This is a genomic window from Ectobacillus panaciterrae DSM 19096, from assembly GCF_000430785.1.
Classification (GTDB): Bacteria; Bacillota; Bacilli; order Bacillales; family Bacillaceae_G; genus Ectobacillus; species Ectobacillus panaciterrae.
In genome coordinates, this window is sequence record NZ_AUMR01000050.1 from 29868 (window position 1) to 47880 (window position 18013).

The following is an 18013-nucleotide window of genomic DNA, read 5'->3' on the forward strand; positions in this document are numbered from 1 at the left end:
TTGCAAGATATTGTTAAGTTTTTTTCGTCTTCAATCCTTGACAATTTTTTGCAATTTATCTATCAATATTGCATTTTCAAGACCGTTGCAAGCTTGCTTGCAGCGGTCTTTTTTATTTTCTTTAAAAGGAGGGAAGTACTATGCATACATATCGAGACTTGTTTCAAACTCAATTAACTGAACAAGCAAAGAGACAGAAGGATAAGCAAATTCACAGTTATGATCGGAATCATGGCTGGGTATTTGTAAGCCAAGATTGTAAAGATTTTAAAGCAGTACGTACATATAAGACTTTGTTTGCTGTTACCCAAGAAGCTACATACTTTACACCAAATACTTTTTATCGTAACGATCAGAGAAAAGAAACTACATTACGTTGGTTAAATGCTCTTGTTATTGATATTGATGTAAAAGAATGCCCTGAGAAGGCTGGAATGACTACTACGGATGTTTTAGATAATATAGAGCGTGCTGGACTTCCGGAACCTTCGCTGATTGTACAAACACCGTCAGGTGGCTTTCATGTGTATTTTTACTTTGCGTTTGCGAAGCGTGCTTTTCCTAAAACGATTGAATTTTATAAGCGTGTGCAGCGTGAAATGGCTCTTCATGTAGGTGGAGATATTTGTGCGATCGGAGCTGAGCGCTGGTTCCGTGTGCCTACAGCTGAAAATACAGTATATGAATCTCATAATCGAGTGTCATTTCAAGAACTTGTAGACTGGATGATTATCCAGCAGGAGGGACAGCGTGCGTCTTCTAGAAAGGTTGCTATTGGTCAAGGAGAGTTATTGTCCCACCCGGCGGTTTTAAAACTCCTGGAAGGCGTAGAGAAAGGGAAACGAGATAATACTTGCTATACGCTTGCTTTGGCTTTTAAAGCCTCAGGATACAGCAAAGAAGCGGCTGAAATGCGCCTTCGAGAATGGAATGAGAGATTAGAAGAGCCAATGACATTATTCGAGGTGAAACGTAAAGTACGAAGCGCGTTCCAAGGAACAAAAAAGGGACCAGCAGCGGCTTATATTCGCATGCTTTCAGGAATGGCTTTCTCATATCGACCATTAGAAGGAGCGAAAGCGCGCGAAGATCGGCAGCGCACGCATTATTACGAATGGGAAGAGGATGTAATCCGCTTTTTAAAGCAACAAGGCGGGTCTACTTGCTGTTCTCAAAGACAGTTAGCTCAAATGTTAGGCATGAGCTTCAGCACGTTTAAAGAAGTAATGAAACGACTTATGACTTCAGCACACATTGCTGTAATCGTCACAGGAAAAGGACGAGGAGCAAAAACGAATATCACGCTTGTAGAAGAGAAGTCTGAGCGCAAAATAGAGGCCATTCAAAATGAGCCAGACTCGTATACACTTATAGATCAGGTGGTGGGTGGGGAGCCTTTTGCTCCTGTGCCGTTATGTTTGATTCCTAGGTATTCTTATTCTACTGGTCTTTTAGGCTCTGTTTCCCCGGTTCTTCAGGGTTATTTTCATAGGGTCGCATCTGCTAGCCTTTTACCTGCTGATTTGGTGGCTTATGTGTATGTTTATTTGGAGACTGAGTTTGGTGTTTTACCGCATGCGTATCTGTACGAGCTTCTTACAACAAATGGTTTATGTTCTTATAGGAGAATAGAAGATTTATTGTGTTTTCTTTGGTACGAAGTGAAAACGTATTTTGAAGAAGTAGGTTGATTTCTTTATTTTTTACAGTTGCTTAAAACAGAGATTAATTAAATTTTAGGTGTATTTTTTAATTCAGTTGTTAGGGGGAAGTAGTTTGAAGGTAAGGAACTGGACCATAGTCCTTGATGAGCCTAAAGGAAAAATGGAAAAGTTTAGGTTATAGGGTAGAGGTACAGTTTATTTTATTAAAAAACTAAGATTAATATCTAGTATACAGAAAATGTAGGAAATTGTCGGAATAATTCTCTATTAATTTATTGCTAAAATTAGGAAAAAACAATAAACTAAGAGTGTAAACTAAATAAGGTTCAATAAGTTTATATCCTTAGTTTACAGTAAAAACCGCCCCTCCCCGCCCCATTCCATATCAATCCTATTCGATGGCTCGCCTCCAAACCCCACACTTACTACGTCAGCATGGGGTTTGGAGGACATAGGATTAGATATTACATGGAGCGGGGAGGGGGATAGTGGTAAACAAAGAGTAGTTAGTGTGGGAGGTGGTTATATAGTAAAAAAATAAAAGACAAGGTCAAAGTTAAAAATAAGAACAAGATCAAATGATAAAAAAAGTAAGAACAGTGAAAGAATTAAAATCAGTAATGAGAACAAGTTAGGATGAAGATTCATACTAAAAAATTTGGATAGAGGATTAACAAGTGGAGATAACAAGATCGATCAGAACGCTGGTGGTTTGAGATGGGACATATATTTGTTTCATTCGGATGCTATCTTAAAATATTGAATATAAGATAAAGAGGAAGCTGTATAGAGCTTTTATGTGAAGGGGAAGCAATGATAAAGTGAAGGGTGGTATTCATCAATGATAATTTTTTCAGGGGGATAATTGAATGTATGATTTTATGAAACTGACTGAACGAGATCAGGAGATTCTAACTTGGATTGCCAGGCATAGTTTTGTGACAGCAAAACAAATCGAAACGGCTTTTGGTGTAAGTAGGCAAATTTCTTATCGTATCTTACGGAAACTTAAAGAGTACGAGTATGTAAAAAACGAATTGGTCATGCGAACTTTGGGATTATTTTATGCTACAGAAGATGGGATTGAAGTTGCAGGAATTGATATGACGCCCCTTCAACGAGTAAATAATCTAGCTGAGATTAGACATGAATTGATGATTAATGACCTAGAGGTAACGTTAATGCTTGAAGCCAAACGGCAGGGTCAAGATTTTAAGTGGGTTACATCCCGTGAAATCAAGCGACGCAAATATAAGAATGCTGAAAGGATAGAAGGCAGTAACCTTGTTAAAGGACAAAAAGATGATTTACCTGATGCTTATTGGCTTCAGAACGGTAATACAGCAGCTATAGAAGTTGAGCTGACACGTAAAGATAAGAAGCGCATTCAGGAGAAATTTAAGACGTATGATGCAGAACTTGCAGCAAATCGAATCCAAGCCGTTTTTTATTACACAGATAAACAAACGATAAAGAACCTACTGGAATCACAACGGGGGGTGATGGAACATAAGTCACGACTTATTATCCGAGACTTTCCGAAAGTAGGTGAATAGATTGCAGCCGCAATCAGCGACAAAAACACACAATGAAACAGATACAGCAGGCATTTTTATTCTGTACGCATTAGGAGCTTTGCTGTTTATCATTTTTAGTATTTCATGTGTATTTGCTTTTTTCTTTATCATTATCGCTAAAGCATCTAGAAGGGACAAATGGCTTTACTATGCCAGTCCCATAGCTCTAGTGAGTATTCTAATCTTATTCCAAGCAGGGAAGGTTTCCAGTACACTAGGCACTTTAAAATATGCACCTGTGATTAAGCAATACTTTCAAGGGTTGCCGAACGTAGATGTTTGGGCCGCGGTTGTAGGAGCATGTTTCGGTGTTTTAATTGCAGCCGGGTTCCGCATATGGGAAACGATGTTTAACAAAAAAGTCATCTCCAAAAAGGATGAGATGACAGAAAAGCGTAACAGCAGATTTTATGAAAAGGTTCAAAAAAATAAGGTAGCTTACATTAAGAAAGCGGAGCAATCTTATAAAGGGCAAGATGTATTTCTCGGTATTACAGAATTCAATGAGCCCTTTGCTGTGACAGCGAAAGAATTAAATCAACATACGCTTTGTGTTGGAACTACGGGTTCGGGAAAAACAGTTTTTATTCTTTCCTTAACGAAACAATCCGCATTAAAGCGCGATATACCTGTTATTGCAATAGATGGAAAGGGAGACACAGATTTTATTCGAGAATTTGAACAGCTTGCGAAGCAAGAAGGGAAAAAGTTATATGTTTTCTCCGATGTCTCTGACATAACATACAACCCAATCAAGCAAGGAACAGCAACGATGGTTCGAGATAAGATTATGGCGTTGTTTGAATGGTCCGAGGTTTACTATAAAAATAACTGTTCTCGCTTTTTGCAACTTCTTATCCAGATTTTCGATAAGTACAACATTCCAAGGGACTTACAGCACATTTACAAGTACACTGACCTTGTTAAACTCAATAACTTGCTGGAGCAGCAACATAAGGTAGTCATCGAGGAAGTGCCAGTAGAAGGAATTTCACAAGAGAAACCCAAGGAGGATGAAGACTCTCGTGTATTAGCAGCTTTCGGAATGGCACAGGAAACGCAGGAGACAAAAGAGGAAGCGAAGTCAGAAGGGATACAGTATAAAGAAGTGAAAACGAAAGTGATGGATTCTGTTGCACAAGATTATCAGGAGAGGCTTGCTACATTCCCTGAAGATGTGTTCCAAGGGCTTCAATCTCAAGTTGGGGAGCTTATCGAATCGGATTTAGGCCATTTATTTGAAGAAACCGGGAAGGGCATTGATTTACGTAAAATTGTGGAAGAGAAAGCAATGGTACTCTTCAGCATTGACGGATTAGCTTATAGAGACTACGTGAAAAAGCTTGCTCGATTGGTCATTATGGATATCAATAACTTATGTTCCCATCTCTACAAAACAGGCAGGCAACCAGTTTTCGCAATATTCGATGAATTTTCCTGTTATGTGAATGATGAAGTTGTTGACATTATCAATAAGGCAAGGGGAGCAGGACTTGAGGCGATTATCGGTACGCAAGGTCTGGGGGATATAGATAAGGTTAGTCCAGCTTTAAGACGTCAAATCGTTAATAACTGTAATGTTCATGTAGCCATGAGGGTGAATGATGGTGAAGAAGCAGAAACCTTAGCTAAAACCATAGGTACTTACGATGATAACGAGTTAACTATTCAGACAAAAGAGCGTTCTGAAAGTGAAATGGGAACGAGCAGACAAGTAGAGCGCTTCAAGGCTCATCCAAATGCAATTAAGGAACTTGCGACAGGTGAGGCTTTTATTGCAAGAAGAGCGATGAGGGGCGAGGTACACAAGGTATATATTAAGAGTCCATTTGCAAGTCCTTCACAAGCTCAAAAAAGGAGGTCCGGATTCCTTGGAAACATTAGTAGCAAAACTAATGGGAAGAAGAGCGGTATTGAAAGAGCGGAAGCTTCCGAGAAGTAAAAGGAGCTATCAAAAAATCTTATTCATTGCATTTTGGCTTCTTTTTATCAGCACATTCTGGTTCATGTTTCAAGCATATCAACGGACAGCGTATGTTAATGATAAATTGAATGCTTTGAATAATAATATTCAAAAACAATCAAAGGAGGATACATCCAATAGCTTAATTCAGCAAGAGGCAACTGTCAGCTTCGCTCAACAGTTTGCTAGTTTGTATCTAAATATAGACTCTGATCAAAATGCTCGAACAGATCGTGAGAAGAGATTAGTAAAAATGTTAGCTAGCAATTTAGCCGTACAAGAATTAGAAGGTACAGGGAACATAAATGCAAAACGTACAGTAACAAGTATTAAACCGTATAAAGTTAAAGTTCTTAATAAATCACAAGCATTGGTAACACTTCTTGTCTCCTACAAAATTGAAAGACCAAATGTAGAACCTCAAAATATCACACAACTACTTAACCTCATGATCGGCACCGATGATACTAATTTTAGTGTAATTGAACAGCCGTATTTATTATCCGCACCCGCACCAGCAAAACTCGAAAAAGTTGAAAACTCTTTAGATAGTAAGGCAGAAACAGAAAATGTAGAAGTGAAAAAGCAAATTAACGAGTTTTTAAATCAGTTTTTTACTTCATACAGTAAATCCTCTTTGGAAGAAATGAAATATTTAATGAATAATCCAGAATCACTAAGCGGTTTCGCTGATTTTACAGGACTTGAGAAAACTAAAATTTATAATGCACAAGAAAAAGGGCATTACGTTGTTAAAACGATAGCGGTATTTAAAGATAAAGGGACTAATGTAGATATGCACTATTCCTTTACACTAGATGTTTCTAAAAAAGACGGAAAGTTTTATGTTAACAAATTAACTCACACACTTAATTAAAGGGGGAAATTTAGTATGATTCCAAATCTACACAATTTAGCAACTCAAATTTTAGGGGCAGTTCTTTCAGTATTCACAATTATGTTGGCTGTTCGTGCCGTGCGTGACTGGAACCGTGGGGCAGTTGGACAGTTTATTGGAGCCATTGTCTTCGGGATCGTCGCTTACGTTTTAATTGCACAGCCAGAAGAGTTTGGTAACTTTGCGAAAGGGATTTGGAGCAGCCTGAAATCCGGGGGATTAAATTAATGAGAAAAGAAGGGTTAACATATGGGGTACTGTTTAAGTACCCCCCTAAAATCTATAAGATGCATGATTATGTGTTTCCGAAAGGTTTAGAACTCCGGCAAATCGGAGGATATATCGTATTCATTCTTGCAAGTTTTTTCTTCCGTAATACCAAACCCCTTGAATTGATTCGAACATTACCATTTGCTTTGTGGGTTACGATATGGTTTTTAGCCCCTTGGTATGTCGCAGGTCTTCTCTTAAAAATCCGCTTTGAAGATAAAAAAATACAGAACTATATAGGAAATTACTTTAAGTACATGTTTTTGAAAAAAGAATACGTAAAGTTTCGAGCGCTTGAAGCGAGAGGGGAAAAAATCTTTAAATATGATGGGGTGAGTAAAGAGTGCTAGGAAAACTAATTCCGAAGTTGGAATATCCTGTTTTGCAAAAAGTGGATCATATCCTTTATACAAAAGACGGCGATGCATGGGTATACTTTCCGGTGAACCCACAGGTCTTAAAATTGAATGATGTCTATGCAGAAAATAAATTTATTGAGAAATTATCGAATTTTGGAGATCAAATTAAGTTACCAACGCATTACATTGTCGTTCCAAAGAGTTTAGATGTAAAAAAACGAAATGAAATGTTAAAAAAACAGTTCGATGGAGCGTTCGTAGATATTGGCGTTAAGTACATCGATCGAGCTACAGAAATTTTAGAATACGAGTTGCAAGGAGCAGTAGAATATCTATTTTTTATCGGTGTACAGTTGCCGAAACCGAAAGGGGCAACTGAATTCATCAAGAATACAAAAAAGGCGTTTAGTCGGTTTACTTCCTCACTTGGAAAAATTGTTACTCTACAAGATGGGAAAATTGATGACGATATAAAATCACATTATGAAAAAGAAGCAGAAGAAGTATTTGCGGCTGTTAAAAGTAAGATGAGTTGCAGAAAAGCAACAACAGAAGAATTGGAGTATTTAGAGCAGCAAGCTTTTGTTAGAGGACAAAAACAAGAAGTTACAAGCGAAGCTTTTGAAAGCATTATTAACGTTAAGCGGGCTGGATATGTAAAGTTAACACAGTTAGAGGAGGAGAGTTGGTGTTCTTTTCTCCCAGTGACAACATTACCTATTAACATGACATATTCCCGTTGGATGTTTGTTTTGCAGCAGTTGCCGTTTCCGGTTGAAATACATGTTAGAACGGAATATAGGTCTGCTGATGAAGACAGGTCAGAGGTTGTGCGTGCGAAACGGAAGTTTAAAGATCAAGATGCACAAATTGCTGAAATCAATGAAGATGAGGATACGTTAGTGAATCAAGGACGGGTACTGCTTGCCGATCTTGAAAACAAAATCAAGAATGAAGGCAGAAGCTTAGTACGAACAAATATTGTTCTGGTCGTTTCGGATCAAACAAAAGAAGGTCTTGACGAAAAAATTCGGGATTTAAAACAAACTTGTAAAAACATGCATATTAAAATTATCCAACCGATTGCAGATCAGTTGCACTTGTTTCATCAGAGTCTGATTGGAAGCAGAATACTAGTTAGAGATTGGGAGCAACCTCTACTTTCAGAAGCGTTGGCAGAAAGCTTATTTGGACTATCACAGAAAGTCGGAAACAACATCGGATTTTACTTAGGAAAGAACATTAGTGATGGAAGCAGTGTTAAAACGAGCTTAAAGCCAGTATTCTTTCACCCACAGTTGGGTAATCAACGAATTGCCGGGGCGAAAACTCGTAGCTTACATTTTATGGTGTTGGGACCGACTGGTATGGGGAAATCCTTTCTTGTAAAAAATCTCTGGTTTTATGCTACGTTTCTGGGGACTATGATTCTAAAAATTGACCCCAAGAATGAAACGGAAACGAAACTTAAAGAAGCTCTTGCGCATTTCTCTAAGGAGGATTACCCAGAGTTTCATGAGATGGTTAATCATATCAATTTTATTTCCTTGTCACATGAGGAAAAGGATAAAGGGAAATTAGACCCGCTTCGCTTTTTAGAAGGCGTAGAAGCAGAAGATACAGCCGTAAATTTGTTAGAGAGTCTTGCGAAGGTACAGGATACCGAACGTCAAATCAGTAATGCTATCACAGAAGCTGTACAACAAGTCATACGTGATTCGAATCCTGGTTTGTATAAGGTAGTGGAAGTTCTAAAGAAAAGTAAACATGAATCAGTACGAGATGTAGGTGTACAACTAGATGGTTATTCAAAGTCATCACTAGGAAAACTCCTTTTCTCTGATGGATTTAGTGAAAGTATTTCTTTAGATAAGCAGGTCAACATTATCCAAATTCAGAACTTGGATCTTCCAAAGGCCGAAATGGATAAAAAAACTTATAATCGGAGCCAGCATTTATCCGTTTGCACCATGATACCTTTAGCAAAATTTACAACGAAATTTTTGCGGAATGAAATAGAAGGTACTTTAAAGCTAGCGATCTTTGAAGAAGCTTGGGCACTAGAAAATACAACACAGGGAACAGCTTTAATCAAGGAAATGCTCCGTACAGGACGTTCTTTGAACTGTGGTTGTGGCATCGTTACGCAAAGTGCCAAGGATTACAACGAACAGGATGTAAAAGAACAAGTTGGGGTACGGTTTGCGTTCCGTGCTGAAGATGAACGCGAACAGGAGGACATTTTGAAATTCTTTGATTTACCTGTTAACGCCGAGAATCGTTCACTACTAGCAGGTTTAGAGGAAGGCGAATGTCTTTTCCGTGATATCTACGGCAGAACAGCAAAGATTGGGATTGACGTACTCTTTGATGAATGGGTGAAAGCCTTCAATACAGTTTCGAAAACTAAAGCCGTGGAGGTATCTATATAATGAGAAAGTTATTTGTCTCCTTGTTTTGCATGCTATTACTCTTCGGAGTAGTAGCATGTCAAAAGCAAGTAACAAAGAAGACGCAAGCACCTACATCTACAGTTCAGGAAAATACACCTTCATATGTAGCATATGAATTTTTAAAAGCTTCCCTCCAAACTGATTATGAAGAGGAACAGAAGTATCTATATCAACAAGGAAGTTATGAGATTCATAAGAATCAAGAAAAACAGTCAATTATTTTTACGCCTAAGAATGTGAGTGGTATTAAGGAGTATAACGACAAAATCGACAAAATTATTTTTGTTTGGATTGAATATAGTAATCCGCACAGTAGTTCAGGTTCTACAGAAACAGAAGTATATGCCGTTCGAAAAGATGAAAAGGGAAATTATAAAGTAGATATCAAGGCAATTTTTGATTTTTCAACCGTGAAGCAGCAAATTCAGCCTAAAGTGATTAATCCTGAATCGTTAGGAGAGTGAAAATGATTAAACGTGTGCTCACTATGCTCATGGTTCTTTTTCTGGGCCTTGTTTTAGTAGTACCAGTAAGCAAAACATACGCAGAAACCCCGCAAGTTACAAACCAAGTCAACAATCAGGATAACAAAAAAGAAGAGGATAAAGCTGGACGGGTAAAAGAAAACATAGTCTACGAAGGACGAATTATAAAAGAGCAAGAACGGTTTCCAGTTGGTCATTATGCGTTAGAAACGTACTTCCCACAAGATTTTAGCAGCTTTATAACATTAGGGTATAGCCAGTCGGGACAGCAAATGAGCAAAAGTTTTGCGGATATGATCTGGTTTGCGAATAAATCGATGGCTCAATTTTTTATCTACGCTGTTGGTGAAATGATGAGCTATGATTTTATTTCTAAAGTTTCTGAACCTGTCGGACTTACTTTAGAAAAAATAAGCGGTGTAAACACAGAAAATGGAGTATTCAGTTCCTTTTTAACAATTATTGTGACTATTATGATGGGTTCATTAGTCATCATGTACTATGCACAAAATAATGCAAGTGGAGCTGTTCGAGCGCTTATCAGTTCTATTTTGATTTTAGTCGGGTGCTATTGGTTCTATGGGGATGCCTCTAAGCATTTAAAAAGTATAAATGTGATATCCGCTGAAATAGAAAATACGATTTCCGGTTGGACTGTTAACTTTAGTTCTGAAGCAGATAAGACAGGTGATAAACCCTACACGTCTAACGAATCAAAAGCTTTATTAGAAAATCAGCTATTTAATTTGATGATTAAAAGGCCCTATCTGAATATGATGTACGGAACAAGTGATGAAGCGAAGATCACAGAAGGGAAAGGGAATACAGACCGTATTACAAAACTATTGGAATTAAACATATGGGATGTAGCTAGTGAGCAAGAAAGGAATACAATCGCACAGGATGAAGTGAGAAATAAACAAAATTCTAATATGAGTGTTTTCACACTTCCATATCGAGTTGGTTATACAATGTTATATTTTATTGCGACTCTTTTCTTAGGAATTCCATTTATGATGTTAGCGGCTGCGAAAATTGTATTGCAGATTATATTTATCGTAATGCTACTTGTATCACCAGCTTTATTCTTATTTAGTTTAATTCCTAATTTTCAAGACACAGCAGGTCACACAGTAAAAAAGCTGATTGGTTTAATCGTAGCAAAAGCAGGGATAGTATTCCTTGTTACCATTAGTATCGGTGTAACAACACTACTGTATGAAACGACACAAGTTGCTGATGGATTTAGTGGTCACGCATTCCTGGTATTTATGGATTGCTTGATTTTATTCTCTATTTTCAAATATAGAAAAGAGATGTTTACGATTGTAAGTTCAGCACGAATACATGCGGAAGCTGCTACCGATCGTATCACACACGTTACTTCTAGAAAAGTAGAACAAACAAAAGATTTAAGTAAAAAAGGCATTGGTTATGCTGTTAAGAGGGTCAAACAGAGTAATGCGAGAGGACAAAACCAAGAAACTAAAGCTACACAGCCACAAAGTGTTGCAAGTAAAACAACTACATCAAGTCATAATGCTAAATCAAGTGACAAACGAGCATTAGGAACAACAGGTGGTAGTGCAGTAGCAAGCACAGCTCCTGCAAAACAAAGTTCCGCAAGAAATCAAAATGAAAACGAACATTCTTCAAAGCAAGAAGAAACGAAACCGCAGATTTTTATCCCAATTCCGCAGAAAAAAGAGGAAACGAAGCAGCAGTCTTATGTACCAATTCCTCAATCGCAATATAGGGAAAGCCCAGCACGAGAGAAGAGACAGGTTCAAGGTCGTCAAGAGTCACAATCAAGGGAGGTTAAAAATAATACGAAAGAGAATGATAAAAAATGAGTGCTATAGATACAGCAAAAGGCATGGCAAAACAATACGTAAAACGGGCGGCTGCAAAAAAGATTGCAGCCGTCGTGCTCAAAAATCCATATGTATTGGCAATTTTGGGAGTTATACTACTTCTAATCGCTTTAATGGGATTACTCTTCTTCTTTTTGCTTAATTCAGGAGCCGATACAAAACCAAATACCGATAGTCTAATTGGAAACGGAGCTATTCCGTTAAATGCAGATTTTACAGGTGGTCATGCAAATGTATCTAGTATTATCAGAAGCTACGAACCTTTAATACGAGAGGAAGCTCGTAAGAACGGAATCGAAGGATATACAGAATTATTACTGGCTATAACACAAAATGAGAGTGGTGAGAATCCAAGTGTAGCAGATATCATGCAAGCGTCCGAATCGCAAGGGCTACCTCCTAACACGATTAGTGACCCGTATCTATCTATTCAAATAGGGGTGCGGGTATTTGCGGAGCGTTTGCGAGCAGCAGGTGGAGACGTACCATTAGCCATACACACGTACAATTATGGCATGGCATTTGTAGGATTTGTTCTGCAGAATGGAGGTAAATATACAAAGGATTTAGCGCTTCAATATTCAAGGGAACATAGTACAGGTATTTACAGTTGTATTGGTCGTGACCCTAATAACTACAGAACACAAGCAGGAGCGTGCTATGGCGATTTCCGCTACGTTGAAAAAATTTTACAATTGTTCACACCAGCGAAATCGGATTTTGGGAATCTTGCTCAGGGTTCACAAATTTTTGATGTAACTCAGGTAGAAAACATTATGAAACAGTTTCTAGGTATGCCGTATCAATGGGGAGGAAGAACCCCTGCAACAAGCTTTGACTGTTCCGGCTTGATGGAGTGGAGCTTTGCACAAGTGGGTATTAATATCTCAGGAACAGCAGAAGACCAGTTTAATAAAACGGTTGCTGTGCCAGATGGACAGCAACAGCCTGGGGACTTAGTGTTTTGGGAAACGTATAAAGCAGCTCCTTCGCATGTTGGCTTGTATGTCGGAAATGACTCCTTTCTCAACGCTAATGACAAAGGAATTGAATATTCCAGTGTTTCCAGATGGAGCAAAGCCTATAAATTCTTAGGATATAGGAGGATTGTTCGTTAATGAAATATAAAAAATTAATCATTGCAGCTGCAATTGTAGTTGTAGCCGCAGTTCTATATTTTGTGCAGCTAAATAAGGCGATTGCAAAGGAACAACAGAAAAATAAGCATTTTCAAGAGGAAATTGCTAGTTTAAAAAATACAGAAGTAAACAAAGCGCAAAAGACTACTGAACAATTTATCCAAGCTTTTTTTAATTATGATAATACCCTTGATCGCTATAAAAACATCAAAACATATACAACGGAACAAGGTTATAGAAGCACGTTCCCAAGCGGTATGGAGCCGCCGACTAAAGGAGCAGACATTCGATCTCGTATTAATGAATTAGAGATTTTTGAAAAAAAATATTCAAAAAATGAGATTACAACAATTAGCACATTTAAAGTAATGACTACTTTCAATGATGTACCCTCTACATCAAAAATGGTCATTAAAACAAATGTAGTGAAAGTCGGAAGCGAATGGAAAATTGATGATGTAACTATTTTATCTTCACAAGGAACATCAAACTAAAGGAGGGAATGGTATGAGGGGGCACACTCATCTACTTGCAGGAGCGGCTCTTGCTCTTGCAACTTCAAAGTATACGCATATCGAAGCAAATACCATATGGTTTACATCAGCAGCAGCCTTCGGTGCGCTTCTTCCTGATATCGATCATCCAAAATCAACGCTAGGAAGAATAATAAAACCAATTTCATGGGCGCTGCATTCTATCTTCGGGCATCGAACAATAACTCATAGTTTACTATTCTTATTTATTGTTACGTCCTTGTTGTGGACTGTTTTTCCGAACTATCCTTTTGTAGTGATGGGTATATGTATAGGGGTTATTAGTCATTTGATGCTGGATGCTCTGACGGTGAGCGGGATTCCTTTGCTATATCCATTAAAAACTAAAATTAGATTTCCGTTTTACACTCGAACAGGAAGTTTTACAGAACTTGTCTTGTTTGTATTACTTGTTATAACCAACTTTGTATTAATTAGAAATGTTTTTTAAGGAGGATAAAATATGAAACCTACTGGTATTATTCGTAAAGTTGATGATTTAGGACGTATCGTTATTCCTATAGAATTACGCCGTGCATTAGGTATTGCAGAGAAGGATGCTTTAGAAATTTTTGTAGAAAATGACGGCAGTATCATTTTGAAGAAATATCAATCGAGCATGACTTGCGTAGTGACGGGGGAAGTATCTGATAAAAATCTTTCTTTGGCTGGCGGTAAAATTGTGTTAAGCCCAGAAGGAGCTGAGATCGTGATGAAGGAATTAATACAACAAGTCAACGAGAAAAAAGTGACAATATAATAGTTTGGGGTAATTATTAATTGGATAAAACGGAAAAAAGGAGGTGGTTCTATGGATACTAAAGGTCTGCACGAATCGTTTTTAAACTTAAAATTTGGTAAAAAGTTTCCTAAGATAAATGAGGAGTTTGAAATTATTCACCCCGATTTTGGGGTATGTATGGTTCACGTTGTAGACATAGATCGATATGAATGGGTTACTCCAGGAGAGGTAGAGACAACGATTATGTATTATATCTTGGAAGTCCTAGAACCATCTCCCCAGTATAGAATACAACAGCTAGGTCTTAAAGTGATGGATAAGGAGGATAAAAGATAATGAGATTGGATGGTTTAATCCCTTTATATCGAGATATGAAAGACCAAGGTTTAAATCGCTACAAATTTGATTTTATTTTTAATAAAGTACATTTTGATGTCTTCTTTTTTATAGACGAATCCCCGTTCAAATTAATGTTTGGAGTAAAAATGAAGAATTTTTATTTTGAAATTGACCTACATAAAGGATTTAAAATTAATACATATCTTGGAGAAAAATATGGCGAGTTGTGTAAGGTGTTAGGTTTGGAATATGATCCTAATAGTTCTTTTAAATCGAGTTATTTTTTTCAGGAGTTTAACCAGAAAATCCCCTCAAACGCACATAGGAATAGTTATCCAAAACCTTATGAAGTAGCACTGTATAGACGGGACGTAGAAGAAGCAGACAAAATATATTTTTGGGGATGGTTAAGTCATGAGACAACCGGAAAAAATGTAAGACCTGAAAACCTCGAAAAAACAAGAATACTATTAGGTGTAGATGCATATGAAGCATGCAAAAGAAATAATATAAGTAGCAAATGGACTGATGATAAGCGTAAAGCTATAACAGTTACAATGCCAGAATAAATGAACTTATTAATCCTTGATAAAAGAGCAAATAGAAAAAGCATGTTTTGAAAAAAGATTGATTTAAACACGCTTTTTCTATATTCAATTGAATCATCCTTTTATAAAAAAGTTTAATCATTTTATTGCTGCGATCTGCAACAATCGCGCCCTTTAATGGGGTAAGTCCGAGATAAGTCCAAAAGACGCCATACGGATGGAAAAAAACGAAAAAAGAGCACAAAGACCTTTCACTCAAGTGATTTCCGATTCTATTTCAAGCTTTCCATTTAAGACTAAGACTTCTTGCAGAGATTTCAATTAGCAGAACTACCCCGCATGTAACCGATGTTATTCATTTTTCACCTTTTGAAACAACTCTTATGGGATACTCCTAAACAGCATTCTGTCAGTCTTTTGGGGGTGTTCCAATAGAGTGTACTCCATTGAGACAAAGCATCTTAGATTCTAAACAAATATCACACAAAAAGTAGTCTTACAGTATTTTTCGCTTCGAAACAGTAAGAAAAATACAGAAATTCTGTTTTTTACAGATGTGGCGGATTAATGTACGAATCGTTTCCGTACCCCGAGAAGACTAGAAACGGTGTATTCTCGTTCTAATTTCCGCCTATTAAAGAAAAGCGGCAGAGGGTTAAATTCCTTTACCGCTTTCATTTTCCTTACGGATTAATTCGAATTAAGGCCATGGGCACGTGTTCCAAGTTTTCGCTTGTAAAGCGTCTCGCGTGCTATGGCTTCATTCTGAGTGATGGAGGAGGGAAGAGTCTCAAGGATCGAATACTGGAAACGGTTGACGGAATTCGGATCGTTCTGGATATGTGCTAGAAGTTTCACATTCCCGCCGTCCGGCGATTTTACGTAGCTTTCAAACCGTCCGAGGATCCCCCATTTCCCATAAGCAGAACCAATGTACTGGTCGCCTGTCCCTGTATCAAGGATGACATAGACTCCGCCGATAGCTGAAAGCATCTTATGCCAATCACTGTGGGCATCTCTGTGGGTAACCATTTTCCTCAATTCGTCGTGCGTAAGGAAGAAATCCATGTACCCTGGAAAATGGCCGACATAGCCTTTGGGAAGAAGCTGGATGACTTCCTTAGGTGTACCATGGAAGTTCTGAATCCAATTGATTGCCCCACCGCTCCATTCGATTACAAGCCGATCCGCAAGGTCTTTGAACTGGTCAAGCTTCTTCAGTTTGTAATAATACCGCCTGGTTGGTTTATAATTTGAGTGGTAGATGAAGTGTGGAGGAAGCGGGACGCTGAACGCAGGCAGTATATCCATGACCTCGTATACTCCAATGAATACAGCTTGGTTCTTTTCAATTCCGAGAAATGATACAAGGTAGTCGCAATTATGGAAATCCGAGTTTTCCTGGTAACTTTGGTAAATGTCGAACTGGTCCTTTTTATAGAGAAGTGGGAGATCATATCCCCTCTTTTCATCCTTATGACGGGCAATCTTAATTCTTTTAGTGGTATCCAATCCGTAGTGTTCTAATAATGTTTTAAGCATGATTCACCTCTTAAAAAAGTAAAATAAATGGTGGTATTAAAGGGGCAATCTATCGTCCCATCTCTTCTACATTATAAATTTACCATGGTTTTCATAAAAATGTTTTTTAAAATTATACTCTATTAATTTTGCGTACTAACGAGGTGCTTTCCCTTAATAATAATCTTCAGCAAACGGGCGCGATTATTGAAGAACAGTAAAGAGGTATATTCGAGATAAGTCCAAAAGTGGCCAGATAGATTACAATAAATGTAAAACCTTTTATTATCAACGATTCAAGAAACTTTTTGCAAAGGTCTTTGGTAAAACTTCTGTTTGGTAAAGCATAGTCTTAGATAACGACAGAAGAGATAGTTAATGATCTTGTCATTATAAAAACCAGAAGTTTTTGGTAATCAAATTTATGTATTTTCCAATTAATTACACCCCTATGACCGTTTTTGGACTTATCTCGGACTTACCCGTAGTTCGTCTAAAATATCCATAAAAAAACGCCATCCTTCCCTATGAATCTACAGAAAGAATAGCGCATTTTTTCATTTTGGGGGTACTAAATTGTTTTAGGTTGATGGCGATGTGGCGGTACCCCATACAGAAGAACAAAGCCAACAGATGATTTCCTATACTGTTGTACGAAATATTCAAAAGAAAAAACGAAATGATTCATTACGGGATGATATCGAAGTAGAAGCATTTCACCATTATCCAGAAAATACACAATGTGACTGTTGCCAAGGACAAATGATTGAAATCGGCAGTACAATCGTACGTGAAGAAGCAAAATTTATTCCTGCGAAAATGAGAAAAATTCAGCATATTGAACACGCTTATGAATGTAAAAATTGTAAAGACGACGCATTGAAATCGATAATAATCCAGCTGAAAATGCCATCCGTCCAAACGTTATAGGCAGAAAAAATTGGCTTTTTTCGGTCAGCGAAGCTGGCGCAAAAGCGAATGCTATTTGTTTGAGTATCGCAGAAACAGCCAAAAGTAACGGGATTGATTTCTACGAGTACACAAAGAAACTTTTGATGGATTTACCGAATCTCGGAATACATCAAAATCCTGAAATTTTAGACCAATACATGCCTTGGTCCAAAAAGATTCAGCTGGAATGTAGTAAATAAATGAAAGTAGCCGTATTTTTGATTAAAAAGATCAGATTATACGGCTTTTTGTGATGCGTACCGTAAAGGTACGCTTATTTTTTATAATTCGGGCTTACGGACAGTCAAACCCATACCTACATCAAATTGATGTTAATACAACGATTGTTGTGTTTTAAATAAGGAACGACTTCTCACAAGAGAGTCCCTTTTTCATCTTTAAAAATGGTAAAATGTGGTTTAAGGAAGGGTAAGAATGAAAAATGAACATAGGGGGATTTAAATAAGGGATGGGCAAAAACCCCAACTATGATTGTATGAAGTATATAATAGAAAAGGGAGAACTTGAATGAGGAAACCAAAAGTAACTGTTTTTATCTTATTACTGAGCATACCACTATTCCTATTAAGTGGTTGCTCTACAGACACAAAACTATTTGAAAAACCAATAGGAGATTATTTGTCCGAAAACTACGGGATAAAGAATGGGGATTTTAAAATTCTTTCTGCTGATAGTG

At 37.6% G+C, this 18013-nt stretch carries 16 protein-coding genes and 1 pseudogene; 16 read left to right on the forward strand and 1 reads right to left on the reverse strand.

All coding sequences use genetic code 11. The annotated features are described in order from the left end of the window. The first annotated feature begins 140 nt into the window (after window positions 1-140). From H540_RS29630 to H540_RS0113205, 15 genes are all read left to right on the forward strand, one after another. Entirely contained in the window at window positions 141-1691 is a 1551-nt protein-coding gene (locus H540_RS29630; protein ID WP_051317093.1) for a primase C-terminal domain-containing protein, read from the forward strand. Window positions 1692-2533: 842 nt separating this feature from the next. Beyond that, window positions 2534-3220 carry a replication-relaxation family protein gene (locus tag H540_RS0113140; protein ID WP_028401064.1) on the forward strand — a complete coding sequence of 229 codons (687 nt, stop codon included), beginning with the start codon at window positions 2534-2536 and terminating at the stop codon, window positions 3218-3220. A gap of 1 nt (window position 3221) precedes the next feature. Then, window positions 3222-5183: a type IV secretory system conjugative DNA transfer family protein gene (locus tag H540_RS0113145; protein ID WP_028401065.1), complete on the forward strand. Its 1962-nt coding sequence runs from the start codon at window positions 3222-3224 to the stop codon at window positions 5181-5183. Beyond that, entirely contained in the window at window positions 5113-6081 is a 969-nt protein-coding gene (locus H540_RS0113150) for a conjugal transfer protein (protein ID WP_028401066.1), read from the forward strand. Before H540_RS0113145 ends, H540_RS0113150 begins: the two co-directional genes overlap by 71 nt. A 15-nt stretch (window positions 6082-6096) precedes the next feature. Next, complete coding sequence (locus tag H540_RS0113155) at window positions 6097-6330, forward strand: TcpD family membrane protein (RefSeq protein WP_028401067.1); 234 nt, start codon at window positions 6097-6099, stop codon at window positions 6328-6330. Then, a complete protein-coding gene (locus tag H540_RS0113160) occupies window positions 6330-6722 on the forward strand; it encodes a TcpE family conjugal transfer membrane protein (protein ID WP_028401068.1) in 393 nt (130 codons plus the stop codon). Before H540_RS0113155 ends, H540_RS0113160 begins: the two co-directional genes overlap by 1 nt. Continuing rightward, window positions 6716-9163, forward strand: coding sequence for an ATP-binding protein (locus tag H540_RS0113165; protein WP_028401069.1), 2448 nt, complete (start codon window positions 6716-6718; stop codon window positions 9161-9163). Before H540_RS0113160 ends, H540_RS0113165 begins: the two co-directional genes overlap by 7 nt. Continuing rightward, on the forward strand, window positions 9163-9648 hold the full coding sequence (locus H540_RS0113170; protein ID WP_028401070.1) for a hypothetical protein: 486 nt from the start codon (window positions 9163-9165) through the stop codon (window positions 9646-9648). Before H540_RS0113165 ends, H540_RS0113170 begins: the two co-directional genes overlap by 1 nt. A gap of 2 nt (window positions 9649-9650) precedes the next feature. Then, on the forward strand, window positions 9651-11522 hold the full coding sequence (locus H540_RS0113175) for a CD3337/EF1877 family mobilome membrane protein (protein WP_028401071.1): 1872 nt from the start codon (window positions 9651-9653) through the stop codon (window positions 11520-11522). Then, window positions 11519-12661: a bifunctional lytic transglycosylase/C40 family peptidase gene (locus tag H540_RS29635; RefSeq protein ID WP_051317094.1), complete on the forward strand. Its 1143-nt coding sequence runs from the start codon at window positions 11519-11521 to the stop codon at window positions 12659-12661. Before H540_RS0113175 ends, H540_RS29635 begins: the two co-directional genes overlap by 4 nt. Further along, complete coding sequence (locus H540_RS0113185) at window positions 12661-13176, forward strand: hypothetical protein (protein ID WP_028401072.1); 516 nt, start codon at window positions 12661-12663, stop codon at window positions 13174-13176. The genes H540_RS29635 and H540_RS0113185 overlap by 1 nt, the downstream gene beginning before the upstream one ends. Before the next feature lie 13 nt (window positions 13177-13189). Further along, on the forward strand, window positions 13190-13666 hold the full coding sequence (locus H540_RS0113190) for a metal-dependent hydrolase (protein WP_028401073.1): 477 nt from the start codon (window positions 13190-13192) through the stop codon (window positions 13664-13666). 12 nt (window positions 13667-13678) lie between these two features. Continuing rightward, window positions 13679-13975 carry an AbrB/MazE/SpoVT family DNA-binding domain-containing protein gene (locus H540_RS0113195; RefSeq protein ID WP_028401074.1) on the forward strand — a complete coding sequence of 99 codons (297 nt, stop codon included), beginning with the start codon at window positions 13679-13681 and terminating at the stop codon, window positions 13973-13975. A gap of 51 nt (window positions 13976-14026) precedes the next feature. Continuing rightward, window positions 14027-14293: a hypothetical protein gene (locus H540_RS0113200; RefSeq protein ID WP_028401075.1), complete on the forward strand. Its 267-nt coding sequence runs from the start codon at window positions 14027-14029 to the stop codon at window positions 14291-14293. Further along, the gene (locus H540_RS0113205; protein WP_028401076.1) at window positions 14293-14865 is read left to right on the forward strand and encodes a DUF6037 family protein; all 573 of its coding nucleotides are present in this window, start codon (window positions 14293-14295) and stop codon (window positions 14863-14865) included. The genes H540_RS0113200 and H540_RS0113205 overlap by 1 nt, the downstream gene beginning before the upstream one ends. Window positions 14866-15534: 669 nt before the next feature. Here H540_RS0113205 and H540_RS0113210 read toward each other — a convergent pair. Then, on the reverse strand, window positions 15535-16386 hold the full coding sequence (locus H540_RS0113210) for a GIY-YIG nuclease family protein (protein WP_034670964.1): 852 nt from the start codon (window positions 16384-16386) through the stop codon (window positions 15535-15537). A 588-nt stretch (window positions 16387-16974) separates the two neighbouring features. On the opposite strand from H540_RS0113210, the pseudogene H540_RS35550 reads away from it, so the two are divergent. Next, window positions 16975-17516 (forward strand): annotated as a pseudogene (locus H540_RS35550) (IS66 family transposase); the annotation flags it as partial. Window positions 17517-18013: the final 497 nt, after the last annotated feature.